Source organism: Rhodococcus sp. WB9 (genome assembly GCF_007558985.1).
Taxonomy (GTDB): domain Bacteria; phylum Actinomycetota; class Actinomycetes; order Mycobacteriales; family Mycobacteriaceae; genus Rhodococcus_F; species Rhodococcus_F opacus.
Window position 1 is genome coordinate 1518543 of record NZ_CP041769.1, and the last position, 20999, is coordinate 1539541.

The window sequence follows — 20999 nt, forward strand, 5'->3', positions numbered from 1 at the left end:
GCACCGAATCGTTCTACCCGCTCGTCACCCCGTGGTGGAGTGTGCTCCGGTCATCAGGGCGGCGAGGTCGTCCGGTTCGAGGAACGACGGGGGCGGCGGTGGCCCTCAGGCGTACAGCCCTTGCAGGCCGTGGAGCACTTCCGGTGACCAGAGTCCGTCCTCGGGGACGGTGTCCATGTCGGAGTAGTACTCGGAGAAGTTCCCCGCCGGGTCCGTGAGGTACCAGAAGAAGTTCGCGCCGGCATAGTGCCGTCCGAGGCCCCAGAAGTGGCGTTCGGGGTTGTTCTCGAGCATCGTGTGGGCGCCGCGGCCGACCTCGTCGATGTCGTCGACCTGCCAGCTGGTGTGATGCAGGAAGTTCACCGGTGCGGCCATGACGGGGACGGTGTGGTGCTCGACGGAGCACCGCAGGAACGCGGCGACGTCGGCGATCGTGGCGTCCGTGTCGAACGCGGAGTCCTCGTGGTTGGCGCCCTCGAGAAGGCGCAGGCGCACCGTCTCCCCCCGGCGTCGAAGTTCCTGTGCCATCCGCAGGCTCTGCTGCACCGACGTGACCGAGTCACCTGTTCCGTGGAGCAGGAAGACCGGCACGTGGATGTCGTGCGCCCTCGCGAACGGGCTGATGGCGGCGAGCTCGCGATCGCTTACCGCCGACTCGTCGCCACCCAGTAATCGGGCTCTCAGGTAGCGAGATGACGGCGGTGCGGGGACCCCTGACGGCCAGTCCTGCTCGAGGATCTCCCGAGGTATCGGCGAGCAGGTGTCCGGGCGGTCGAGGTCGCCGCGGGAGGTGAGGTCGTAACATCCGAAGTAGCCGACAGCGGCCTGCACGGGTGGACCCGGCACGTCGTGCGGTGCCTGCCGAATCGCCGGAGCGGCGGTGGCCAGAAGCGCGAGATGGGCACCTGCCGATGCGCCCCAGAGAGCGACACGATTCGCGTCGACACCGAAGGCTTGTCCGGGACCTTTCAGCCACTCGATCGCGGTCACGATGTCGAGGATCTGGGCGGGGAAGGGAGCCACAGTGGAGGGGCGGTAGTCGATGCTCGCGACAGCAAATCCGTGCCGCGCGAGCCGCTCCGCCCGTGCGGCATGACTCTTGCGAGATCCGATCATCCAACCACCGCCGTGCAGGTAGAGGACGACGGCGGTGGCGGCAACGCCGATCGGCAGAGACAGCTCGAGCCGGAGGACGTGCCCGTCGGGGCGCCCGAACTCGATGTCGGGACAGGATTGGATCTCGTATCGGGCGGACTGCCCGACCGGGGTTGTCACGTTGCCGTCACCTCTTCGTCTGGTCGCGGGATCCACTCATCGGGGTGGCCCGTGGCTCAAGGGTGGCGGATCAGGCAGTATTCGGGAATCGGCAGTTCTGTTTGGGGGAAATCCATCGGACGAATAGCGTCAGTTCGGGATGTGATTCGGGGTCGGCGGAGAACGACGGGGCCCCCGGCGCGGGAATACTCTGACTCATCCTCGCCCCTCCGAGGCCTACTCTTCTTGAAAGATGGTAATTCCATGGCAGATTCACGGATCAAAACCCTGAGACCGGCCGAGTTGGACGTCGAGCAGAAGGCGTTGTACGACAGCATCGTGACGGGTCCGCGCGCACAGGGGCCCCAGCTGTTCGCGCTTCGGGATGACGAGGGCAGGCTCAACGGCCCCTTCGGGTTGATGTTGCACGTGCCCGGACTCGGTTCTGCGCTGCAGGAACTCGGGAGTGCGGTGCGCTATCGGACGGCGATGACCGCCCGGATCAGAGAAATCGCGATACTCACGGTCGCTGCCGCAACGGAGAGCGAATTCGAACGCTATGCCCACGAACGGGTCGGACACGCCGCCGGGTTGAGCGCCGAAGAGACGACGGCACTTCGGAGCGGCGAGTTTCGTTCCGAAGACACCACCGAACAGGCTGCGTACGACGTGTGCCGTCGTCTGCTCGCGGGCGCCGGCACCCTCGGAGACGAGGACTTTCGTCGTTTCGAAGCCGGCCTCGGTCACTCGGCATTGCTCGAACTCGTGGTCCTGGTCGGCTATTACCGGACCCCGTCTCAGATGATGAATGTGTTCGGCGTCGGCGCACCGGCGGGTCTCGAAGACGAGTAGAACACCGCAGCATCTGTTTCAGCGCCGGCGGGGACGGCGCAGCCGGAGCCGGCTGTAGGTGACGACCGCGAGCACGCAACTGATGAGCACCAGCATGGCGATGTTGAGCAGCCACCACGATGCGGTGTGCTGCCAGAGCGTGTCGGGTTCGGTGCCCGTGGCGTTCGTGCGCAGGTCCACTGTCGAGGCGGCGGCCGCGAACCCCCAGCGGGACGGGAAGAGCCACGACACCTGTTCGAGCACGGCGCGTCCGGTGATCGTGATCAATCCTCCGCACATCACCAGCTGCACCATGATCGTGACCACCAGCATCGGCATCACCTGCTCGTTCGAGCGTGCCACCGACGACAACGCCAATCCGACGAGGACGCAGGAGCAGGTGGTGACGGCGATGTCCACGATCAATTCGACGGAGCCGGAGGGGATCACGCTGCCCCGGCCCGGAAAGCCCTTGCCCACGAACACGATCATCACCATGATCACCGACTGCACGATCGCGGCGGCGCAGAAGACGACGATCTTCGCCGTCAGGTAGGCGGACGGCAGCAGCCCGGCGGCGCGTTCGCGGTGATAGATCATGCGCTCACCGACCAGATCGCGGATGGTCAGTGAGCAACCCATGAACGCGGCGCCGAGGATCAGCACGACCAGGATCTGGGTGAGTTCACCGGATTCGTCGAGGCCCGACGGACCGAATCCGGTGTCGCCGGGCACGAGCACGGCCAGGCCGCCGAGCACGAACGGGAGAAGGGACAGGAAGATCAGGTACCCCCGGTCGGCGCGGATCAGCCGCGCCTGCCGGCGGACGACGGTGCTCAGCTGCTTGCGCCGCGACGTGTGCGCGGGACTGCCGAGAGGTCCGGGCGGACTCGGTGGTGGCACCTCTACGGCGGGGCGGGTGGCGCGGTACTCGGCGAACACCCCATCGGGGTCGGCCGCGACGCGGGCGAAGATGTCGGCCCAATCGGTGCTGCCCAGTGCGGCCCCGACCTTGTCCGGCGGTCCCACGTAGGCGGTCTTGCCGCCCGGTGCGAGGAGCAGGACCTGATCGCACATCTCGAGGTACGACAGCGAATGCGTGACGATGACGACGACGCGGCCCGAATCGGCGAGGCGGCGCAACGTCGCCATGATTTGCCGGTCGAGCGCAGGGTCGAGGCCCGACGTCGGTTCGTCGAGGATGAGCAGGGACGGGCCGGTGAGCAACTCCATCGCGACGGACGCGCGTTTGCGCTGTCCGCCGGACAGCCGATCGACCCTTGTGTCGGCGTGTTCGGACAGCTGCAGCTCGTCGAGCACGGTCTCTATCACCTCCTCGCGGTCGGTCCGGCTGGTGTCCGGCGGCAGCCTCAGCTCCGCGGCGTAGCCGAGCGCCTGCCGGATCGTCAACTGCCGGTGCACGACGTCGTCCTGGGGGACCATTCCGATGCGGGAGCGCAGCACCTGGTATTCGGCGTGCACGCTGCGCCCCTCGAACTCGACCACACCTTCCGTGGGGCGTTCCGAACCGGAGATGATGGTGGCCACCGTGGTCTTTCCCGCGCCGGAGGGTCCGATCACCGCGGTGAGACTGCCGGGCTGGGCAGTGAACGTGACGTCCTCGAGCAGCCGACGCCCGCCTTCGATGGTGAGTCCGACGCCGTCCACCCGCAGCCCGCCTGCGGTCGGAGCCACCGCCTGTCGTGGAACGAGCCTGCCTTCCTGCACGCTGAAATCGGTGTTGCCGATCGTGACGACGTCGCCGTCGGTCAGCTGCGCGCGCGACACCCGGATGCCTCCGACGAACGTTCCGTTGACGCTCCCCAGGTCGTCTATCTCGAGGCCGGACGGCACGTTGTGGACGATGGCGTGATGGCGTGAGGCCAGCACGTCCCGGACGACGATGTCGTTGTCGGGCGACCGTCCCACCGTGAGGGATCCTTTCGGGACCGCCTCGTGCGGGGTCGGGGTCGGGGGCGGAGCGCTCGGGGCGCCTACGCCGATCGTCGATTCGTCCCATCGAGCGCCCACGTCCTGTCGCGTGGCGTCCGGGTCCTCGACCGAGATCCGCACGACCGGCCCCTCGGCCGCGTCACCCAGGCGGACGACGACGGGGTTCGTGACGGAGACCTTTTCTCGGCGCGCACCGTCGACGTAGATTCCGTTCTTGCTGCCGGAGTCGACCAGCTGCCATCCCTCGTCCCAGGTGAGCCGTGCATGCTCGCGCGACACCACCGGATCGACGATCGTGATCTCCAGCTGCGGATCCCGGCCGATGCGGACGGCCTTGCCCGCGCCGTAGCTCGTCCGGCCGTGTTCGGTCTCGACCACGACCCGCGGGTGCGCTGTGTTCGCCCGGTCGTCCATCGCCACGGCCTCCGGTCAGCGTCATCGGGCGTAGAGCGTCGACTCCGTCCATGGTCGCATGCACGGCCCGGGGTTCGTCGGCATAACGGTCACTCTCGGTATTCCCGCGACCAGGAAGTGAGGAACACTGAGCCGGGTGAGTACGTCCTTGGCGAATCCCGGTGTCGGACTGGCTGTGCTGTGCACCGTGATGGTCGTGTGCGCGGCGGTGATCTACCGCGTCACTGACCTCGGCAGCCCACTCGTCGTACCGGCCGCGGCGATTCGCGGCGCCGCCCAGCTCGCCGCGGTGTCCCTCATCCTGGCCGCGGCTCTCGCGCATCTGTGGTCCTCGATCCTCGTGTTGACCGTAATGTTCGCGGCGGCGGTGGGAACGTCCGCTCGGCGCGCGAGAGCCGGGCGGTCGGCCGCGTGGCTGGCGCTGTCCCTCGCTGCGGGTGTGGGTATCGTCGTGCCGTTGATGCTGGTCAGCCGGGTGGTTCCGCTCGAAGGTGTCGCAATCGTTCCCGTCGGCGGAATCGTGCTCGGCGGTGCGATGACGGCCACCTCCCTCGCCGCGCGACGCGCGCTCGATGCGGTCGAACAACGATGGGGTGAGGTGGAGGCGGGGCTCAGTCTCGGACTCGACGTCCGCGATGCCCGCATGGAAGTGGTCCGGTCCGCGGCCTCGGACGCGTTGCTCCCGGGACTCGATCAGACCCGGACCGTCGGGCTGGTCACCTTGCCGGGGGCGTTCGTCGGGGTGCTTCTCGCGAGCGGTTCCGCCGTCCAGGCCGGGGCGGTCCAGATCCTCGTCCTCGTAGGGCTGCTGCTCGCGCAGACATGTGCGGTGGCCGTGACGATCGAACTGGTGGCCCGGGAAGCCGTTCACCGGCCGAGACTCCACACCGCGTGAACGTGAAGGATCCGGGTCTGGCCCGAACGCCGGTCAACTACATCGTCGGTCCCGCATACTGGTCGGTGGTCGGTCCCTGCTGACGAGGCGGTGTCTTGTGGTGCATCCCGAGGTATTGGTGGTCGGAGCGGGTCCGGTCGGTCTGACGGCGGCGATCGAACTGCGCAGGCGAGGTGTCGCCTGCCGCATCATCGATCCCCTGCTCGAGCCACCGCAGTACGCGAAGGCGGTGGGGATCCAACCGCGCAGCCTCGAGGTGTTCGAGAGCATGGGTGTACTGCGGCACATCCTGGACGCGGCGATCCAGATGCGCGGGCAGATCGTGTACGTCAACGGCGACGAGGTCGCCCGTCTGGAGTTGGCGTTACCGGCCGACGTCCCGTTCGAATTCATCGGTCTGCCCCAGTACGAGACCGAACGCATCCTCACCGAATACCTGGCCACGTTCGGAACCACGATCGAACGAGGTACGAAGCTGACGGCGTTCGAGCAGGACGACGACGGCGTCGTCGCCACGGTCACCGGCGCGGACGGCGACGATACCGTCCGAACCCAGTACCTTCTCGGCTGCGACGGCGCCCACAGCGTCGTCCGCAAGGGCCTCGGCCTCACCTTCGAAGGCGGTGCGTTCGTCGAGCAGTACATGCTCGGCGACGTCGAGGTCGACTGGTCCATGCCACGTGGCTACGGAATCCGGTCGATGCATCAGACGGACGGCGAGACCGACGATCTGCTCGTGTGCATTCCGCTACCCGGGCGCCGCCGCTACCGGATGTCGATGCTGGTGCCACGCGACCTCGCGGGCACCGGAACCCCGGCGACCGACAAGATCGCGCACGGATTCGAAGCGGGACCCAAACCGGAGCTGAACCACATCCAGGCCGTGCTCGACCGCCTGTCACCCGAACCGACGCGGGCGTCGAACCTCCGCTGGTCCTCCGTCTTCCGGATCAGTCACCGCATCGTCGACTCGTACGGGCGCGGACGGGTGTTCGTCGCGGGCGACGCCGCCCACATTCATCCGCCGACCGGCGCGCAGGGCATGAACACCGGCATCCAGGACGCCCACAACCTGGCGTGGAAGGTCGCGCTGGCCGTGTCCGGCGCCGCGGCCTCCGATCTGCTGGACAGTTACGACGCCGAACGGCGGCCCGTCGGCGAGGAGGTGGTGGGACGCACTGTGCGCAGCGCCCGGGAGGGGATCGGGGCGGGGTCGTCGGATCCCGACTACGTGATCCGACGCGAGGCTCAACTCCTCATCAGCTATGCGGACAGTCCGATCGTCGCCCAACCGGAGTCGAATGCGGCGCTCACCCCCGGCAGCCGGGCACCGGACGCCCGTGGGCTGACCCGCGCCGCGGTCGCGTTTCCCCTCCGGCTGTTCACTCTCCTCGCGGGACGGAACCACACGTTGCTGCTGTACGCCGACGAATCGGTCGACGCGCGCGGGCTGGAACTGCTCGAGGCCGCGGCGACGTCCGTGGAGTCGGCGACCCAGGGACTCGTCGACACGTACCTCGTCGCGTCGCCGTCCGCCGATGTCGGGGAAACGGTGCTACCCCTCGTCCGGGACAACGACGGCGAGTTCGCGCACGCGTACGGCGCGGAGGGTTCCGCCGCGTTCGTCGTCCGTCCGGACGGCTATCTGGGATTCCGGCAGAGTCCGGTCGCGGTCGACGGTCTCACGGAGTACCTGAAGTCGACTTTCCGCTGAGCTCGGCGGCGGGCGGGAGCCCACGCCGGATGTCGCCCGGCGCCGGCTTGCCGAGCGGCGATCCGGCCCGGGTGGCCGAATCCAGCAGCCACGGCACGCTCGTGACCATCACCCCGGAAGTGAACAGCAACCTCCCCTTGAGGCGCAGCGCACTCTGGTTGTGCAGCAGGTGTTCCCACCAGTGGCCCACCACGTACTCGGGGATGAAGATGGTGACCACGCCGTCCGGGATCCGCTTCCGGACGGATTTCACGTACCCCACGATGGGCCGGGAGACTTCACGGTACGGCGATTCGAGGACCTTCAGTGGCACCGGAACCTCGTACTTCTCCCACTCCCGCTGCAGTTCTCCGGTGTTGGCGCTGAGCACGGTGACCGCCTCGAGCGTCGTCGGATGGGTGGCGCGGGCGTAGGCCAGCGCCCTGGCGGTGGGTTTGTTGAGCACCGACACCAGCACGATGGTGTGCACCTGGGAGGGCAGGGTGAAGCTGTCCTCGTCGACGACGAGAAGCGCCGCGATCCGGTCGTAGTGCCGCCGCACCCCGCGCATCAGGAAGAACAGGATCGGCATGGCGATGACCACGAGATAGGCACCCTGGGTGAACTTCGTGATCGTGACGATGATCAGAACGGTGCCGGTGAGGACGGCGCCGGTGCCGTTGAGGGCCCGCCGGCCGTGGATGCGACGACGTTCGCGGGCGTCGGATTCGGTTGCCAGCACACTGTTCCAGTGCCGGACCATGCCCGCCTGGCTGAGAGTGAAGGACGTGAACACGCCGAGGATGTACAGCTGGATGAGGTGGGTGACGGACGCGTCGAACAGGACGATCAATCCACCCGCCGTCACGGCGAGAAGCACGATGCCGTTGCTGAACGCCAGCCGGTCGCCGCGAGTGTTCAGCTGGACCGGGAGGTAGCGGTCGCGGCCGAGCACCGACGCGAGCAGCGGGAAACCGTTGTAAGCGGTGTTCGCGGCGAGCACGAGGATCAGCACGGTGGTGGCCTGGACATAGAAGAAGCCGATGTTGGTGGTGCCGCCGAACACGGCCGCCGCGATCTGGGCGATGACGGTGCGCTGCGGATCGGTCTCGCAGTTCCCGGCGAACCCGATCAGATCGCACGGGTTCACCGCGACGTGCACCTTGGTGACGATGGCCAGCGCCGTGATTCCCGCGAACATCACGATGGCCGTCGCCGCCATCGCCATGAGTGTCTTCGCGGCGTTGGCGCTCTTGGGTTTACGGAACGCAGGCACCCCGTTGGAGATCGCCTCGACACCCGTCAACGCGGTACATCCGGACGAGAACGCGCGCAGCGCGAAGAACACGAGGGCCACACCGGTCAACCCGGACAGTTCCGGTTCGATGGTGTACCCGGCACTTTCGGCGACAGGTGTCGAGCCGGCCGCGACGCGGACGAATCCCGTCACGATCAGGATCATCACCCCGGCGATGAACCCGTACGTCGGGAAGGCGAACGTCGTCCCGGATTCGCGGATCCCGCGCAGGTTCATCACCGTCAGCAGCACGACGAACGCCACGGCCAGCGCCACCCGGTGCGTGTTCAGCGCGGGCACGGCGGAGATGAGATTGTCGACGCCGGCCGACACCGACACCGCCACCGTCATGACGTAGTCGATGAGCAGTGCCGACGCCACCGTCAGCCCCGCGGACGGACCGAGGTTCTTGGTGGCCACCTCGTACGAGCCGCCCCCACTGGGATAGGCGTACACCACCTGGCGGTACGACAGGGCGACCACGGCGAGCAGCACCACGACCCCGATCGCCAGATACGGCGTCAGGTAGAAGTACGCGAGACCGCCCAGGGACAGGATCAGCAGGATCTCCTGCGTCGCGTACGCCACGGACGACAGAGGGTCGGAGGCGAAGATCGGCAGCGCCAGTCGCTTGGTCAGTAACTGCTCGCCGATGTCGTCGCTGCGCAGCGGGCGTCCCAGAGCCAGCCGCCGGACCGCTCGAACGAGAGTCACCACCAGTTCAGCGTAGAACCTGGTGGATCATGGCGGAATGGACGCTGCCGGCTGGTGCATGCTGGGTGCACCGTGGGATTGCTCCGGCTCGGCTCGTGGCGAACAGGCAGCGCCGCACGCGTTTCGGGAGGCCGGCCTGTCCGCGATGGTCGGCCGGGATGTCGGTGACGCCGCGACCGTGATCGACCGCACCGACCGGGACGAACGGACGGGCGTGATCGCACTGTCCGAGACGGTGCGGGCCGCTCACGCGTTGGCGGATCTGGCGGTCGCGATGACGGACCTGCCGGGCCGGCGACCGCTGGTGGTCGGCGGCGGAGCTTGCGGTGCTCACCGGAGTCGGCGCCGAGGCATTGATCACGCTGGCCGGGACGCCCCCGATGGTGGGGGCGAGCGACACCGTTCTGATCGGTCATCGCACCGAGAGCCTGGACGCGGCGTCCGCCGCCGAACTGATCCGGTTGGCATCCGACTTGCGCCGCATCGACGCGCCGGCCGTCGTGCGTGACCCCGTCGCCGCAGGTCGGCAGGCTGTCGCAGAGCTGGCCGGCACAGGCGACGGGGTGTGGTTGCACCTCGACCTGGATGTGCTGGATCCCGAGTCGCTCGACGCGGTGACGTACCCCCAGCCGGGAGGCCTCGACTGGGATCAACTCGCCGACGTGGTCGCGCCACTGGCGCGGTCACCTCGACTCGTGGGAGTCAGCGTCGCCGACTTCCGCCCCGATCTCGATCCCACCGGCGACCAGGCGACCCGAGTGCTCGACCTTCTCGGACGCACCCTGCCGTGAGCGGGAAGATCCGGGTTCCTGTCGTCGTTGGACTGGGTCGGCACCGCCACGGACTTTCGTGATCGAGCTCACATCCATCCCTCTTGGGAATTGATCGCAGGGTTGGCATGTTAGTTGAGTGAGTAACGCTCAACTTATAGGAGGCTGAGGAATGCCAGCATTCTTCGGGCCGGAGGGCCCAGGTCGCATCGATATCAGTCGGCTCATGAGTCGCTCCACCCAGGAGCTCATGGCTGCTGCTGCCCGTTTCGCCGCAGGTCGTGGCGATGCGGAACTCGATGCACTCCACGTTCTGCGCGTCATGACAGAACACGAACCCGTCACTTCTCTGATGCGCCGCGCAGGCGCCGACACGTCGGCCGTAGCCGATGCCGTCGAACTGCGTCTGCCTCAGAGCCGTGACACGTCAGGCTTTGCAACACCCGCACTGAGCGGCGCGCTGAAGACGGCGCTGCTCGAGGCACACCAACTCGCGCGCGCCCTCGGGTCCACCTACATCGATCCCGAGCACCTCTTCCTGGCGCTCGCCGCGGATCAGGACCACGCCGCCGGACGCCTGCTCGCGTCCGAAGGAATCACCCCGGAGCGCCTGCAGACCGCCGTGCAGGGTGGATCGGTGGAGGAGGAGTCCTCGAACTCGGGGACCCCCACACTCGACAAGTACGGCTTCGACCTCACCGAACGCGCACGCGGCGGCGGAGTCGACCCGGTGATCGGGCGCGCCGACGAGATCGAGCAGACAATCGAAATCCTGTCGCGCCGCACCAAGAACAACCCCGTGCTGGTCGGTGAGGCCGGCGTCGGCAAGACGGCGGTCGTCGAGGGCCTGGCCCAGCGCATCGTCGACGGCGACGTCCCCGACCGCCTGACGGGCAAGCGCATCGTCCAGCTCGACCTGTCGAGCATGGTGTCGGGCACCCGGTACCGCGGCGACTTCGAGGAACGCCTCAACAAGGTGATCGACGAGATCTCGGCCCACTCGGACGAGCTGATCGTCTTCATCGACGAGGTCCACTCCATCGCCGGTGCCGGTGGCGGCGCCGACGGCGCGATGGATGCGGGCAACATCCTCAAGCCGAAGCTCGCCCGCGGTGAGCTGCACATCGTCGGTGCGACGACGCTCGACGAGTACCGCAAGCACATCGAGAAGGACCCGGCGCTCGAACGCCGTTTCCAGCCGGTGACGGTGGCGGAGCCGAGTGTCGACGATGCGGTGGCGATCCTGTCCGGTCTGCGTGACCGGTACGAGGAGCATCACGGCGTCCGCTACACGGACGAGGCGATCACGGCGGCCGTCGAGCTGTCGGCCCGCTACATCGGTGACCGCTTCCTGCCGGACAAGGCGATCGACCTGATCGATCAGGCCGGAGCCCGGTTGCGGCTGCGGATGCCGAGCGTCGATGTCGAGGCTCTGCGGGCGAAGCTCGCGGAACTCGAGCAGGCCAAGGAACAGGCCGTCGCCGACGAGCAGTACGAGAAGGCTTCGCGACTGCGGGACGAGACCATGGAGGTCCAGGCCCGGATCGAGGGGAAGGCGGTCGGCACGACCGACGTGACGCCCGAGGTGACTGCCGAGCAGATCGCCGAGGTCGTGTCGCGGGCCACCGGAATCCCGGCCAGCCAGATGACCGAGGAGGAGAAGGAACGCCTCCGCCGGCTCGAGGACGAACTGCATCGTCGTGTCATCGGCCAGGACGACGCCGTGCGGGCCATCGCCCGGGCGGTGCGCCGCAGCCGCACCGGTATGAACGATCCGGATCGTCCTGTGGGTAGCTTCCTGTTCCTCGGACCGACCGGTGTCGGCAAGACCGAACTGGCGAAGGCGCTGGCCGCCACGCTGTTCGGTGACGAGAACAAGATGCTGCGACTCGACATGAGCGAGTTCGGTGAACGTCACACGGTCAGCCGGCTCGTCGGTGCCCCTCCCGGCTACGTCGGATACGGGGAGGCAGGACAGCTCACCGAGCAGGTCCGCCGGAACCCGTACTCGGTGATCCTGCTCGACGAGATCGAGAAGGCACACCCCGACGTGTTCAACACGCTGCTGCAGGTGCTCGACGACGGTCGGCTCACGGACGGTCAGGGCCGGACGGTGGATTTCAAGAACACCGTTCTGATCATGACCAGCAACCTGGGATCCGACATCATCTCCAGCAAGTCGGGTGCGCTGGGCTTCAGCACCGGTGACGCCGAGGCTTCGGAGAAGCCGCTGCGGGATCGGGTGATGGGCCGGCTGCGCGAGTCGATGCGTCCGGAGTTCCTGAACCGGATCGACGAGATCGTGATCTTCCGCAAGCTCGACACCGAGCAGCTGCACCGGATCACCGACCTGCTGCTGGACGACAGCCGGAAGCGGCTGCAGTCCAAGGGCATCGAGATCTCGTTCAGCGAGGACGCGGTCGATTGGATTGCCGAGCACGGACACCAGCCCGAGTTCGGGGCGCGACCGTTGCGCCGGTCGATCCAACGGGCTGTCGACGATCGGATCGCCGATCTGCTGCTCGACGACGTCCTCGTCGAGGGTGGCAGCATTGCGGTCGGAGTGTCCGACGACGAGTTGGATCTCGTAGTCGGCTGATCCCGACGTGAGTGGCAGAGTGTGCTTCGGCACGCTCTGCCACTCACGTGTGTGGGTAGCCCCTTGCCCGCCCTCGCCATCTCGGATCAGCACCCGGTGATGAGCTGTGCGACGTGCACTGTCACCTGTGCGGTGTGCAGGGCCGCAGTGTGATCCGGGTGTGTGCCCGGAGCGTTGCCCTCCACGCCGGAGAAGAGCCGAATTACCGTCGACTCGCGGTGTGTGCTCGCTTCCGAGAGGGTTACCTACTACCCAGCCTGTTCAGTCGAGCAACTCGACTTCCCAATTCTCCCTCTGCACTTGCAGATCGATTTCCCGGATCTGCCGGGCGAGATCGTCGGCCGTCCGCCGAAGATCCCGGACGGGCAACGCCGCGACGAAGACGAGTTCGGAGCGGAGTTGCCTGCCGTATCGATCCTGCTCACGACCGGAGGCGGCATCCGCGGCGGCGGACACCACCCGGTGCCGGATGCGCAGCATGTCCCGGCGGGCCAGCGCGTCCGTGATGCTCGCGTCGCCCAGTGGCGCAGCGGTATTCGTTCGATTGATTCTTCGGACGAGGACCTCCAGGCGGTCCAGGACCTCCTCGAGTTCGACGAGGAGCGCCGCGGCGTCCTCCGCCGGCGACTCGCCCTCCTGATGACGCGCATTGGTGAGGATGCGCGACTTGAGGTGCTCCACCCGACGCGTCAGATCGCCGCGTTCGGCCAGTGCCTCAGCCAACTTCACGGTCACCTCCTTTCTCGAAGTCGTTGTAGGGCATCGCAAATAGGGGACCACGAAGTGCCCGTCCGGGCGCGGAGGGGTCGCGGCACCGCCGGGATGCCGAGCGAAGCGCGTCGAACGCGCGGGTGAATTCCCCGAACCGTTGTGCCGGAGAGATGTCTCGGTGGGCGCTCATGCGCCTTTCGTCGAGTCGAATTCGAGCATCTTCAATAGGTACCACATCCCCGCCCGTGTGACGACAGTCAATTCGCCCCAGGTGAGTGCCGAAGTGTGTTCCGCCGTTCGTTGGCACTCACGTGCTGGTGAGGGCGACTATCGTCGAGGGCATGCGAGCGGAAGACGGCGAATTGACCTCCAAGCACCAACCGTTGCTGGTGCTGAGCAAGATCACGGAGATCCTCGATGCGTTCAGCCTGTCGCGGCCGTCGATGACGCTGGGCGAGATCCATCAGGCGACGGGTCTGCCGACGTCGACGGTCCAACGGCTGGTCAGCAACCTGGTGGCGCAGGAATTCCTCGACCGGACCGGCGACCAGATCCGGATCGGCGTGAAGATGGCGTTCTGGGCCGCGACGGCCACCAAGGGACTCGACGTGCTGACTGTCGTGACGCCGGTGCTGAAGGAGATCCGCGACGCCACCGGCGAGACCGCCAGCTTCTTCCGGGTCGAGCAGGGCTACCGTGTGTGCGTGGCCATCGCGGAGACCGAGCACGCGCTGCGCCGGAACATGTACGTCGGGAAGATCGTCCCACTGCCCGCGGGTTCGGCGGGCCGGGTGTTGCTCGCCTGGAACCCGGACCTCACCGAACAGGTCCTCGCCGGCCCCATCGAGCCGATGACCGAGGGCACCGTCACCGACACCGCGGTGCTGCGCGAACTGATCCACCAGGCCAAGGCCGACGGGTACGCCATCACCGCGGGGGAGCGGGAGGACAGCGCCTCGGGATTGGCTGCGCCTGTGTTCGATTCGTCCGCCGACGTGATCGGTGCCTTGGCGATCAGCGGGCCGACACTGCGCATGCCGCGCGAACAGTGCGAGAAATGGGTGGATCTGCTCGTCGGCAGCGCCGAGCAGGTCACCCGGACGCTGGGTGGCCGCTACCCGTCATGAGCTGCGCCGCAATCGCGCGGCCGGCTTCGTGCATGGCCACCGCGTCCGTGGCGACGAGGACGCCGGCGAACCGGGACCGGTAGTCGCCGAGATCGTCGCCGACGGAGCCGACGACGGCGTACACCGGGGTGGTGCCCGCGCGGGCGAGGATCGCGGAGATGATCTTGCCCGCCTTCGTCTGTCCGTCGAGCCTGCCCTCGCCGACGACGATCGCCGACGCGTCCGCGGCCAGGGTGTCGAAGCCGATCACGTCGAGGATGTAGTCGGCGCCCGAGCGTAGTTCGGCGCCGTACCGCGCCCACATCCCGCCGGAGAACCCGCCTGCCGCACCGGTCCCGTCGACACTCGACGGGTCGCGGGGCAGAGCCCGCGCCTTCGCCTCGAGTTGCCGCGTGAGGACCTGCACGGCGCCCGCGTCGGCGCCCTTCTGCGGTCCGAACACTCGGGCGGCGTCGACGTACCGGGTGGTGACGTCGGTCAGCACGGTGACGGCGGCGCCCCGGAGTCCGCCGCCCGCCTCGATGGCGGCGATGGCCCCGGTGCCGCCGTCCGTGGTGGCGGACCCGCCGGCCGCGACGACGATGTGCCGGGCACCGCGCCGGGCGGCATCGGCGACGAGCATCCCGGTGCCGTAGGTGGTGGCGGTGATCGGGTCGCGGGGGCCGTCGTGCGGCGTGGTGATCCCGGAGGCTGCGGCGATCTCGATGACCGCGGTCCCGTCGTCGGACAGTCCGTACGTCGGCCGGCACGGGCTGCCCCAGGGGTTGCGGGCGCGGGTGGTGACCGGGCGCAGTCCGAGGGGGACGGTGAGAACGTCGAGGGTGCCCTCGCCGCCGTCGGCGACCGGCAGCCTGATCGGGGCACCGCCGGACGACTCGACCCCGCCGGCGACGGCGTCGGCGACCTCGCCTGCGGTGTAGGTGCCCTTGAAACTGTCGGGGGCGATCAGAACCGTCATGAGTTCCACGCTTCCGGGTTGACCGGATGCGGGGGAATCCGGTTCTGCGCCATGGCCACAGCGTTCTCGGCGCACAGCCTCGCCATCTCGGCGCGCACCGACACCGTGGCACTGCCGAGGTGGGGGAGCAGCACCGTGTTCGACAGTTCCGTGAGCCCCGGGGCGAGCGCGGGTTCGTCCTCGTAGACGTCCAGCCCGGCCCCGGCGATCTCCCCGGACTTCAGGGCGGCGACGAGGGCGGTTTCGTCGACGACGGGACCGCGGGCGGTGTTGATCAGGATCGCGGAGGGTTTCATCGCCGTCAGCACGCCCGCATCGACCAGGTGGCGGGTCTGCGCGTTGAGGGGGACGTGCAGCGACAGGTAGTCGCTGGTGGCGACGAGGGTTTTCCAGTCGGTGTGGGTGACGAGTCCGGCGAATTCGCCGAGTTCCTCGTCCGTCACCGGCCGGTCGCCGGGAGGCCGGGGGCAGAACTGCACCTGCATGCCGAAGGCCAGTGCCCGTTTTGCGGTCGCCCGCGCGATCCGGCCGAATCCGGCGAGACCGAGCGTGCGTCCCGAAACATCCTGGCCGAGGAGCAGGTTCGGTTCCCATCCGGTGAACTGCCCGGCGCGAACGAACGTGTCGGCCTCCACGGCGCGGCGGGCAGTGGCCATGATCAGCAGCATCGCGACGTCGGCGGTGGCGTCGGTGAGCACACCGGGTGTGTTGCCGACGAGTATCGAGTTCGTGGTGGCCGCCACGATGTCGACGTTGTTGAACCCGACCGCGTAGTTGGAGATCCCGCGGATCTTCGCGACGGCCAGGAGGTCGGCGTCGAACGTGTCGCGAAGCTGGGACACCACCACGTCGTAGTCGCCGGACACGCAGACCTCCCGCAGCCGGGCAGCGTCCGGAAGCTCGTCGGGGACATCGACGCTGCCCGCAGCGCGCAGCAGCGTGAGAGCGGGTTCGGGGATCGCAGTGGTGACGTAGAACCGGGCGCCGCTCATCGGCCGCCGCCGATGACCCACTCGAACGCGGTGGCATTGGAGCGTGCGCCCTGCGCGGCCTTGGACCGGTTGGCTTCGCCGAGTTCGGCGAGCGTCTTCTCGGACAGTTCCACGAGCGATCCGAATGTGGTGGGGTTCAGCCAGTCCGGGCGGGTGGCGAACAGCAGATCCTCGCTGGCGGTGTTGCCGCTGGCGCCGGGTGCGAACGGGCAGCCGCCGAGTCCGCCGAGGGCGCCGTCTACGGTCATGGCGCCGGCCGCGACCGCGGCGAGACTGTTCGCGACCCCCAGCCCCCAGGTGTCGTGGCCGTGGAAGACGATGCCCCGCTGCGGGGTTTCGAGCCGTACCCGGGAGACGAGCGAGTACACCTCGGCGGGAACGGCCTGGCCGAGGGTGTCGCAGACGACGACGTCGACGGCGCCGTGGGCGCGCGGATCGTTGGCGATGTCGATCACCCGCTGCTCCGGCACCCGGCCCTCGAACGGGCAGGTGAACGACGTCGCGATGCACAGCTGGATGCTGCCGCCGACCTCCTGCGCGAGTTCGATCGCGGCGGGCATCGCGGCGAGGCTGTCCTCGGTGGAACGTCCGATGTTCGCCTGGTTGTGGGAATCGGAGGCGGAGAAGCAGTACTGGAAATGGCGTGCGCCGGCGGCGGCGGCCTTCTCCACGTGCCGGGGCGTCGCCACCCACACCCAGCAGTGGTCCAGTTCCTCCGCGGTCAGCTCCGAGATCACCTCGACGGTGTTCGCCATCGGCGGGACGAGGTCGGGACGGGCCATCGACCCGATCTCGAGCGCGGGCACGCCGAGTTCGAGGAGCCGCCGGGCGATCTCGAGCTTCCGGGCGGTGGACAGCATCTTGCCCGTCAACTGCAATCCGTCTCGCAGGGTGACGTCGCGGAGCAGGGCGCGTGATTCGAAGGACTGCGTCATGAGAGGCCACCTACTGTGTCGTTGACGATGGAGTCGATCTGTTCCGGGGTCTTGCCGAGCACTGTTCCGAGGACCTCGCGGGTGTGCTCGCCGAGGTCCGGTCCGACACTGCGGATGGGCAGTGACTTGCCGCCGATCACCGGGACGATGCCGGGGAATCCGACCTGCTTCGGCTCGGCCTCACCGGTGTCGACGGTGAACTGCTGAATCATGTTGCGGGCCGCGTACTGCTCGTCGCTGCAGATGTCGGCGGCGGTGTTGATCGGACCCGACGGCACCCCCGCCGCATCGAGGACCTTCAGCGCCTCCTCGCGCGAGTGCTGGATCGTCCACTCACCGATCGCCGCGTCCAGTTCGTCGCGGCGCGCCCACCGTCCGGCGTTGGTGGACAGATCCGGGTCGGCGCCGAGGTCGGGGCGGCCGATGGTGTTCATGTAGCGCTGGAAGATGGCGTCACTGTTGCCGGCGATGATGATGCTGTCGCCGTCGCTGCAGATGTACGCGTTCGACGGGGCTATACCCTCCATCCGGCCGCCGACGCGTTCGCGTTTGATGCCGTACGCGAGGTAGTCGGGAATCAGCGATTCCATCATCGACAGGATCGATTCGTTGAGTGCGACGTCGATGATCCGATGCGGCAGGGACGGACCCTGGGTTCCGGCGACCTTCGCGGCCTCACGCTGGAACAGGGCCATCACCGACCCGAACGCCGCGTAGAGGCCGGCGATCGAGTCACCGATCGACACCCCCACCCGCACCGGTGGCCGGTCCGGGTCGCCGACGAGTTCACGGAATCCGCCCGCGGCCTCCGCGACCGCGGCGAACCCCGGGCGCTGCGACATCGGCCCGGTCTGCCCGAACGCCGAGATGCGGGTGATCACCAGGTCCGGATTGGCCGCGTTCAACGCGTCCGGTCCGATGCCCCACTTCTCCAGGGTGCCGGGCCGGAAGTTCTCCAGCAGGATGTCGCACTTGGCGGCGAGGTCCAGGACGAGCTGCCTGCCCTCTTCGGTGCGCAGGTCCAGCACGATCGACTTCTTGTTGCGGTTGATCGTGCGGTACAGCATCGAGGTGTCGCCGGAGTAGAGCCGCCAGTTGCGCAGTTCGTCGCCGGTCTTCGGGCGCTCCACTTTGATGACCTCGGCCCCGAAGTCGGCAAGCATCCGGCCCGCGGTCGGGGCGGCGATGTAGTTGCCCAGCTCGAGTACCCGAACCCCGTCGAGGGGCCGAATGGTGTTGTCGGAGAACATGGTGATCCTTAACTGATAGTGACGCTCAGAGAACGAGGCTCATGGGCAGGACGAGCAGTATTGCGACGACCGATGCCACCGATACTCCCACCGAACACGTCTTCAGCGTGCCTCGTGTGGTCTGACCCATCAAGGACTGCAGCAGCCAGAACGTGTTGCTGGTGACATGCACCGCGAACAGGGAGCCGGCGCCGGCGGCGAGGGCGATGAGGACCGGGTCGAGGCCGAGGGTCGGTGCGATGGGGGCGAGGACGCCCGCGGCGGTGATCGCGGAGATGGTCACCGAGCCGACGGCGACGTGCAGGACGGCGGCGATCACCCACACCATCAGGAGCGGAGCGGCGTGATTGGCGGTGAAGTGCTTGCCGAGGATGTCGCCGAGACCGGCCGCGGCGATGGTCGCGGCGAGGGACCCACCGACGCCGGTGAGGATGAGGATCTGGCCGCTCTCGCTGAAACCGCTGGCGATCGCCTTCTGGACGCGGTGCTGGCCGATGCTGAGCCGTCCGACGAAGCTGGTGCCGATCAGTCCGATCAGCAGCGCGATGAGCGGCTCGGACACGAACGACACGACGGGATTACTGATCTCGGCGATGTCCAGGATCGCGCCGGTCGCGATGAGCAGGAGGGAGACGAGCAGCGGAGCGAGGAGCAGGATCAGGGGGCGGTCGTGCGCCGCGCGCTCGGCCGTGACCTCGGTGACGGTCGCGGTGCGTTGCGCCTGGGCGACGCGTCCGCCGGCATCGGGCCGAGGGGTGGTCCCGCCGCTGCCGCCGTCGGTCCACTGGTCCTCTTCGTCGTCGACGACCGTCTGATGGAAGTGCTCCTCGTCCTTCTCCGGGTTCCACCAACCGCGGGTGAACAGGAACGACATGATCGCGACGGAGATCGCCACGGTCGGGATCACCAGGATCAACCCGAAGATCAGCATCTTGCCGAGCGGTACACCGAGAAGTCCGGCGAGGGCGAGGGCGCCGACACCGGGAACCATGAGCACGATGCCGCACTCCAGGCCGATGGCGAGGGCGGTGGCCATGCGTGCGGTCCCGACCCGGCCGACCTTCGGTGCGAGGTTGCGGGCGAGCGGGGCGGAGATGACGAGCAGGACGTCGAGGAAGATGGACTGCAGCAACGTCGCGATCGTCAGCGACATCGCATAGGGCATTCGTTTCGGCCCGAACACCCGCAGAAGTGTTCCGACCAGGCGCTGGATCGCGCCCATTTCTTTCAACATGGCGCCCATCAGGACGCCGAAGGCGATCAGAAGTCCCACTTCGGCCATGATGTCGCCGAAACCGGTGCTGATGACTTCCACCGTTTCGGCCGTGCCGAGTCCCGTCGTGAGTCCGAGGTAGGCGGATCCGACGACCAGTGACACCACTGGGTTGAACTTGAAACGCACGATCATCAGAACGACCGCCGCGACGGCGACCGTGGTGTTGATCAGGATTGCTACGTCTGACATGTGCGCGTCCTTATCGAGGAGGCGGGGTAGTGACTGGTGTCACAGGTACACCCATATTATGAGCACACACTCACGATATAAGCAATTGGCCTTCGGCCCCGTGCGGGTGGAATACTCGACGCATGGTCGTGCTGGATCCGTTTGCGGTGGGACGGCCGACGGCCGCCGAGCGCAGAGCGTCGGAGGACTGGAGCGAGATCCAACTCTGGTCCGACCGCGTGTACATGCCCTATGTCGTGCGTCCGCTCGGTGTCGGGCTGTCGCCCCGGTCGAGCATGTACTCCACGAAGATCGGCGACATCACCGTCACCCGGTTCTCCTACGGAATCCCCGTCTCGGTCGGCGACTTCTCGTCCGACGCAGGAAACGCGCTCGTTCTCACGACCATCCGGGGCAACGCCCGGCACCACCTCGACCACGACGCCACCGCGGACACACCGGCAGGTGACACGTTCGTCGCCGACTGCAGTCGCGTCGACTACCTCGTCGAGTTCTCGCCCGACCACGTCCAGCTCAATCTCACCGTTCCCCATGCGTTGCTCACGGACACGGCTGTGCGCTGGTGGGGATTCGACCCCGGAGATCTTCTCTGGCAACGCAAATGCGCCATCGGCGGCGGTGGATCCGGCTGGCAGGCGCTGCTCGCTTACGCGATGCGGACGACGGGAGAGCTACCGGGGCACGCCACCGAGGGGCGCATCGGACTCAACCTGCAGGAGTTGCTGGTCGGGCACCTGCTCACCGAATGGGCGGCTCGTGCCGGAGTGGACCCGGACAGGTCCACCGGCCCGGCGGCGCCCGGCTATGTGCGGCACGCCGTCCAATACATCCGCGAGTACGCCCGCGAACTGCCGACCGCTTCCGACATCGCCGACGCGGTGGGTGTCAGCGTCCGCACCCTGTCCGGGTCGTTCCGGAAATACCTGAACACCACCCCGGCCGAGTACGTGCGTGAGCAGCGCCTCCAGGGCATCCGGGAGGAACTGCTCACCGCATCGCCGGGCGAGACCGTCGCCTCGATCGCCGGCGCGTGGGGATACGTCAACCTCGGCCTCTTCGCGGCCGCCTACCGTCGCCGGTTCGGTGAGAATCCGTCGCAGAGCAGGGCCTTCGGCCCCGTGAGTGGTTGACGAGTCCAGAG

The 20999-nt window shown here is 67.7% G+C and carries 15 protein-coding genes and 1 pseudogene; 7 read left to right on the top strand and 9 right to left on the bottom strand.

Annotated elements, in window-relative coordinates; genetic code table 11:
* Window positions 1–24: 24 nt before the first annotated feature.
* Window positions 25–1116: pseudogene (locus FND50_RS37745) on the bottom strand (alpha/beta hydrolase fold domain-containing protein).
* A gap of 402 nt (window positions 1117–1518) precedes the next feature.
* On the opposite strand from FND50_RS37745, the gene FND50_RS07300 reads away from it, so the two are divergent.
* Window positions 1519–2106 carry a carboxymuconolactone decarboxylase family protein gene (locus FND50_RS07300; RefSeq protein WP_144285288.1) on the top strand — a complete coding sequence of 196 codons (588 nt, stop codon included), beginning with the start codon at window positions 1519–1521 and terminating at the stop codon, window positions 2104–2106.
* A gap of 18 nt (window positions 2107–2124) precedes the next feature.
* On the opposite strand, the gene FND50_RS07305 is transcribed toward FND50_RS07300, so the two are convergent.
* Window positions 2125–4452, bottom strand: coding sequence for an ATP-binding cassette domain-containing protein (locus FND50_RS07305; protein WP_144288995.1), 2328 nt, complete (start codon window positions 4450–4452; stop codon window positions 2125–2127).
* 136 nt (window positions 4453–4588) lie between these two features.
* On the opposite strand from FND50_RS07305, the gene FND50_RS07310 reads away from it, so the two are divergent.
* Window positions 4589–5347 carry an ABC transporter permease gene (locus FND50_RS07310; protein WP_144285289.1) on the top strand — a complete coding sequence of 253 codons (759 nt, stop codon included), beginning with the start codon at window positions 4589–4591 and terminating at the stop codon, window positions 5345–5347.
* A gap of 97 nt (window positions 5348–5444) precedes the next feature.
* Complete coding sequence (locus tag FND50_RS07315) at window positions 5445–7061, top strand: FAD-dependent monooxygenase (RefSeq protein WP_144285290.1); 1617 nt, start codon at window positions 5445–5447, stop codon at window positions 7059–7061.
* On the opposite strand, the gene FND50_RS07320 is transcribed toward FND50_RS07315, so the two are convergent.
* A complete protein-coding gene (locus tag FND50_RS07320) occupies window positions 7030–9054 on the bottom strand; it encodes an APC family permease (protein ID WP_144285291.1) in 2025 nt (674 codons plus the stop codon). The two genes, FND50_RS07315 and FND50_RS07320, sit on opposite strands and share 32 nt — an antisense overlap.
* Before the next feature lie 323 nt (window positions 9055–9377).
* Between FND50_RS07320 and FND50_RS36460 the strand changes: the two genes are divergently transcribed.
* Both FND50_RS36460 and FND50_RS07330 read left to right on the top strand, forming a co-directional pair.
* Window positions 9378–9842 (top strand): arginase family protein, encoded by a 465-nt coding sequence (locus FND50_RS36460; RefSeq protein WP_260850931.1) that lies wholly within the window; start codon window positions 9378–9380, stop codon window positions 9840–9842.
* Between the two features lie 151 nt (window positions 9843–9993).
* On the top strand, window positions 9994–12420 hold the full coding sequence (locus tag FND50_RS07330; protein WP_144285292.1) for an ATP-dependent Clp protease ATP-binding subunit: 2427 nt from the start codon (window positions 9994–9996) through the stop codon (window positions 12418–12420).
* 261 nt (window positions 12421–12681) lie between these two features.
* Here FND50_RS07330 and FND50_RS07335 read toward each other — a convergent pair whose 3' ends face one another.
* Window positions 12682–13149, bottom strand: a complete 468-nt coding sequence (locus tag FND50_RS07335; protein WP_144285293.1) for a DIP1984 family protein — start codon at window positions 13147–13149, stop codon at window positions 12682–12684.
* A 323-nt stretch (window positions 13150–13472) separates the two neighbouring features.
* On the opposite strand from FND50_RS07335, the gene FND50_RS07345 reads away from it, so the two are divergent.
* Window positions 13473–14258: an IclR family transcriptional regulator gene (locus FND50_RS07345; protein ID WP_005571793.1), complete on the top strand. Its 786-nt coding sequence runs from the start codon at window positions 13473–13475 to the stop codon at window positions 14256–14258.
* On the opposite strand, the gene FND50_RS07350 is transcribed toward FND50_RS07345, so the two are convergent.
* The 5 genes from FND50_RS07350 to FND50_RS07370 are packed head-to-tail and all read right to left on the bottom strand — an operon-like array spanning window position 14224 to window position 19858.
* Complete coding sequence (locus FND50_RS07350; protein ID WP_144285295.1) at window positions 14224–15216, bottom strand: glycerate kinase; 993 nt, start codon at window positions 15214–15216, stop codon at window positions 14224–14226. The two genes, FND50_RS07345 and FND50_RS07350, sit on opposite strands and share 35 nt — an antisense overlap.
* On the bottom strand, window positions 15213–16208 hold the full coding sequence (locus FND50_RS07355; RefSeq protein WP_144285296.1) for a D-glycerate dehydrogenase: 996 nt from the start codon (window positions 16206–16208) through the stop codon (window positions 15213–15215). Before FND50_RS07355 ends, FND50_RS07350 begins: the two co-directional genes overlap by 4 nt.
* The gene (locus FND50_RS07360) at window positions 16205–17143 is read right to left on the bottom strand and encodes a hydroxymethylglutaryl-CoA lyase (protein ID WP_005255200.1); all 939 of its coding nucleotides are present in this window, start codon (window positions 17141–17143) and stop codon (window positions 16205–16207) included. Before FND50_RS07360 ends, FND50_RS07355 begins: the two co-directional genes overlap by 4 nt.
* Window positions 17140–18393: a CaiB/BaiF CoA-transferase family protein gene (locus tag FND50_RS07365; protein WP_144285297.1), complete on the bottom strand. Its 1254-nt coding sequence runs from the start codon at window positions 18391–18393 to the stop codon at window positions 17140–17142. Before FND50_RS07365 ends, FND50_RS07360 begins: the two co-directional genes overlap by 4 nt.
* 25 nt (window positions 18394–18418) lie before the next feature.
* A complete protein-coding gene (locus tag FND50_RS07370; RefSeq protein ID WP_144285298.1) occupies window positions 18419–19858 on the bottom strand; it encodes a GntP family permease in 1440 nt (479 codons plus the stop codon).
* A gap of 122 nt (window positions 19859–19980) precedes the next feature.
* Between FND50_RS07370 and FND50_RS07375 the strand changes: the two genes are divergently transcribed.
* Complete coding sequence (locus tag FND50_RS07375; RefSeq protein WP_005571800.1) at window positions 19981–20988, top strand: AraC family transcriptional regulator; 1008 nt, start codon at window positions 19981–19983, stop codon at window positions 20986–20988.
* Window positions 20989–20999: the final 11 nt, after the last annotated feature.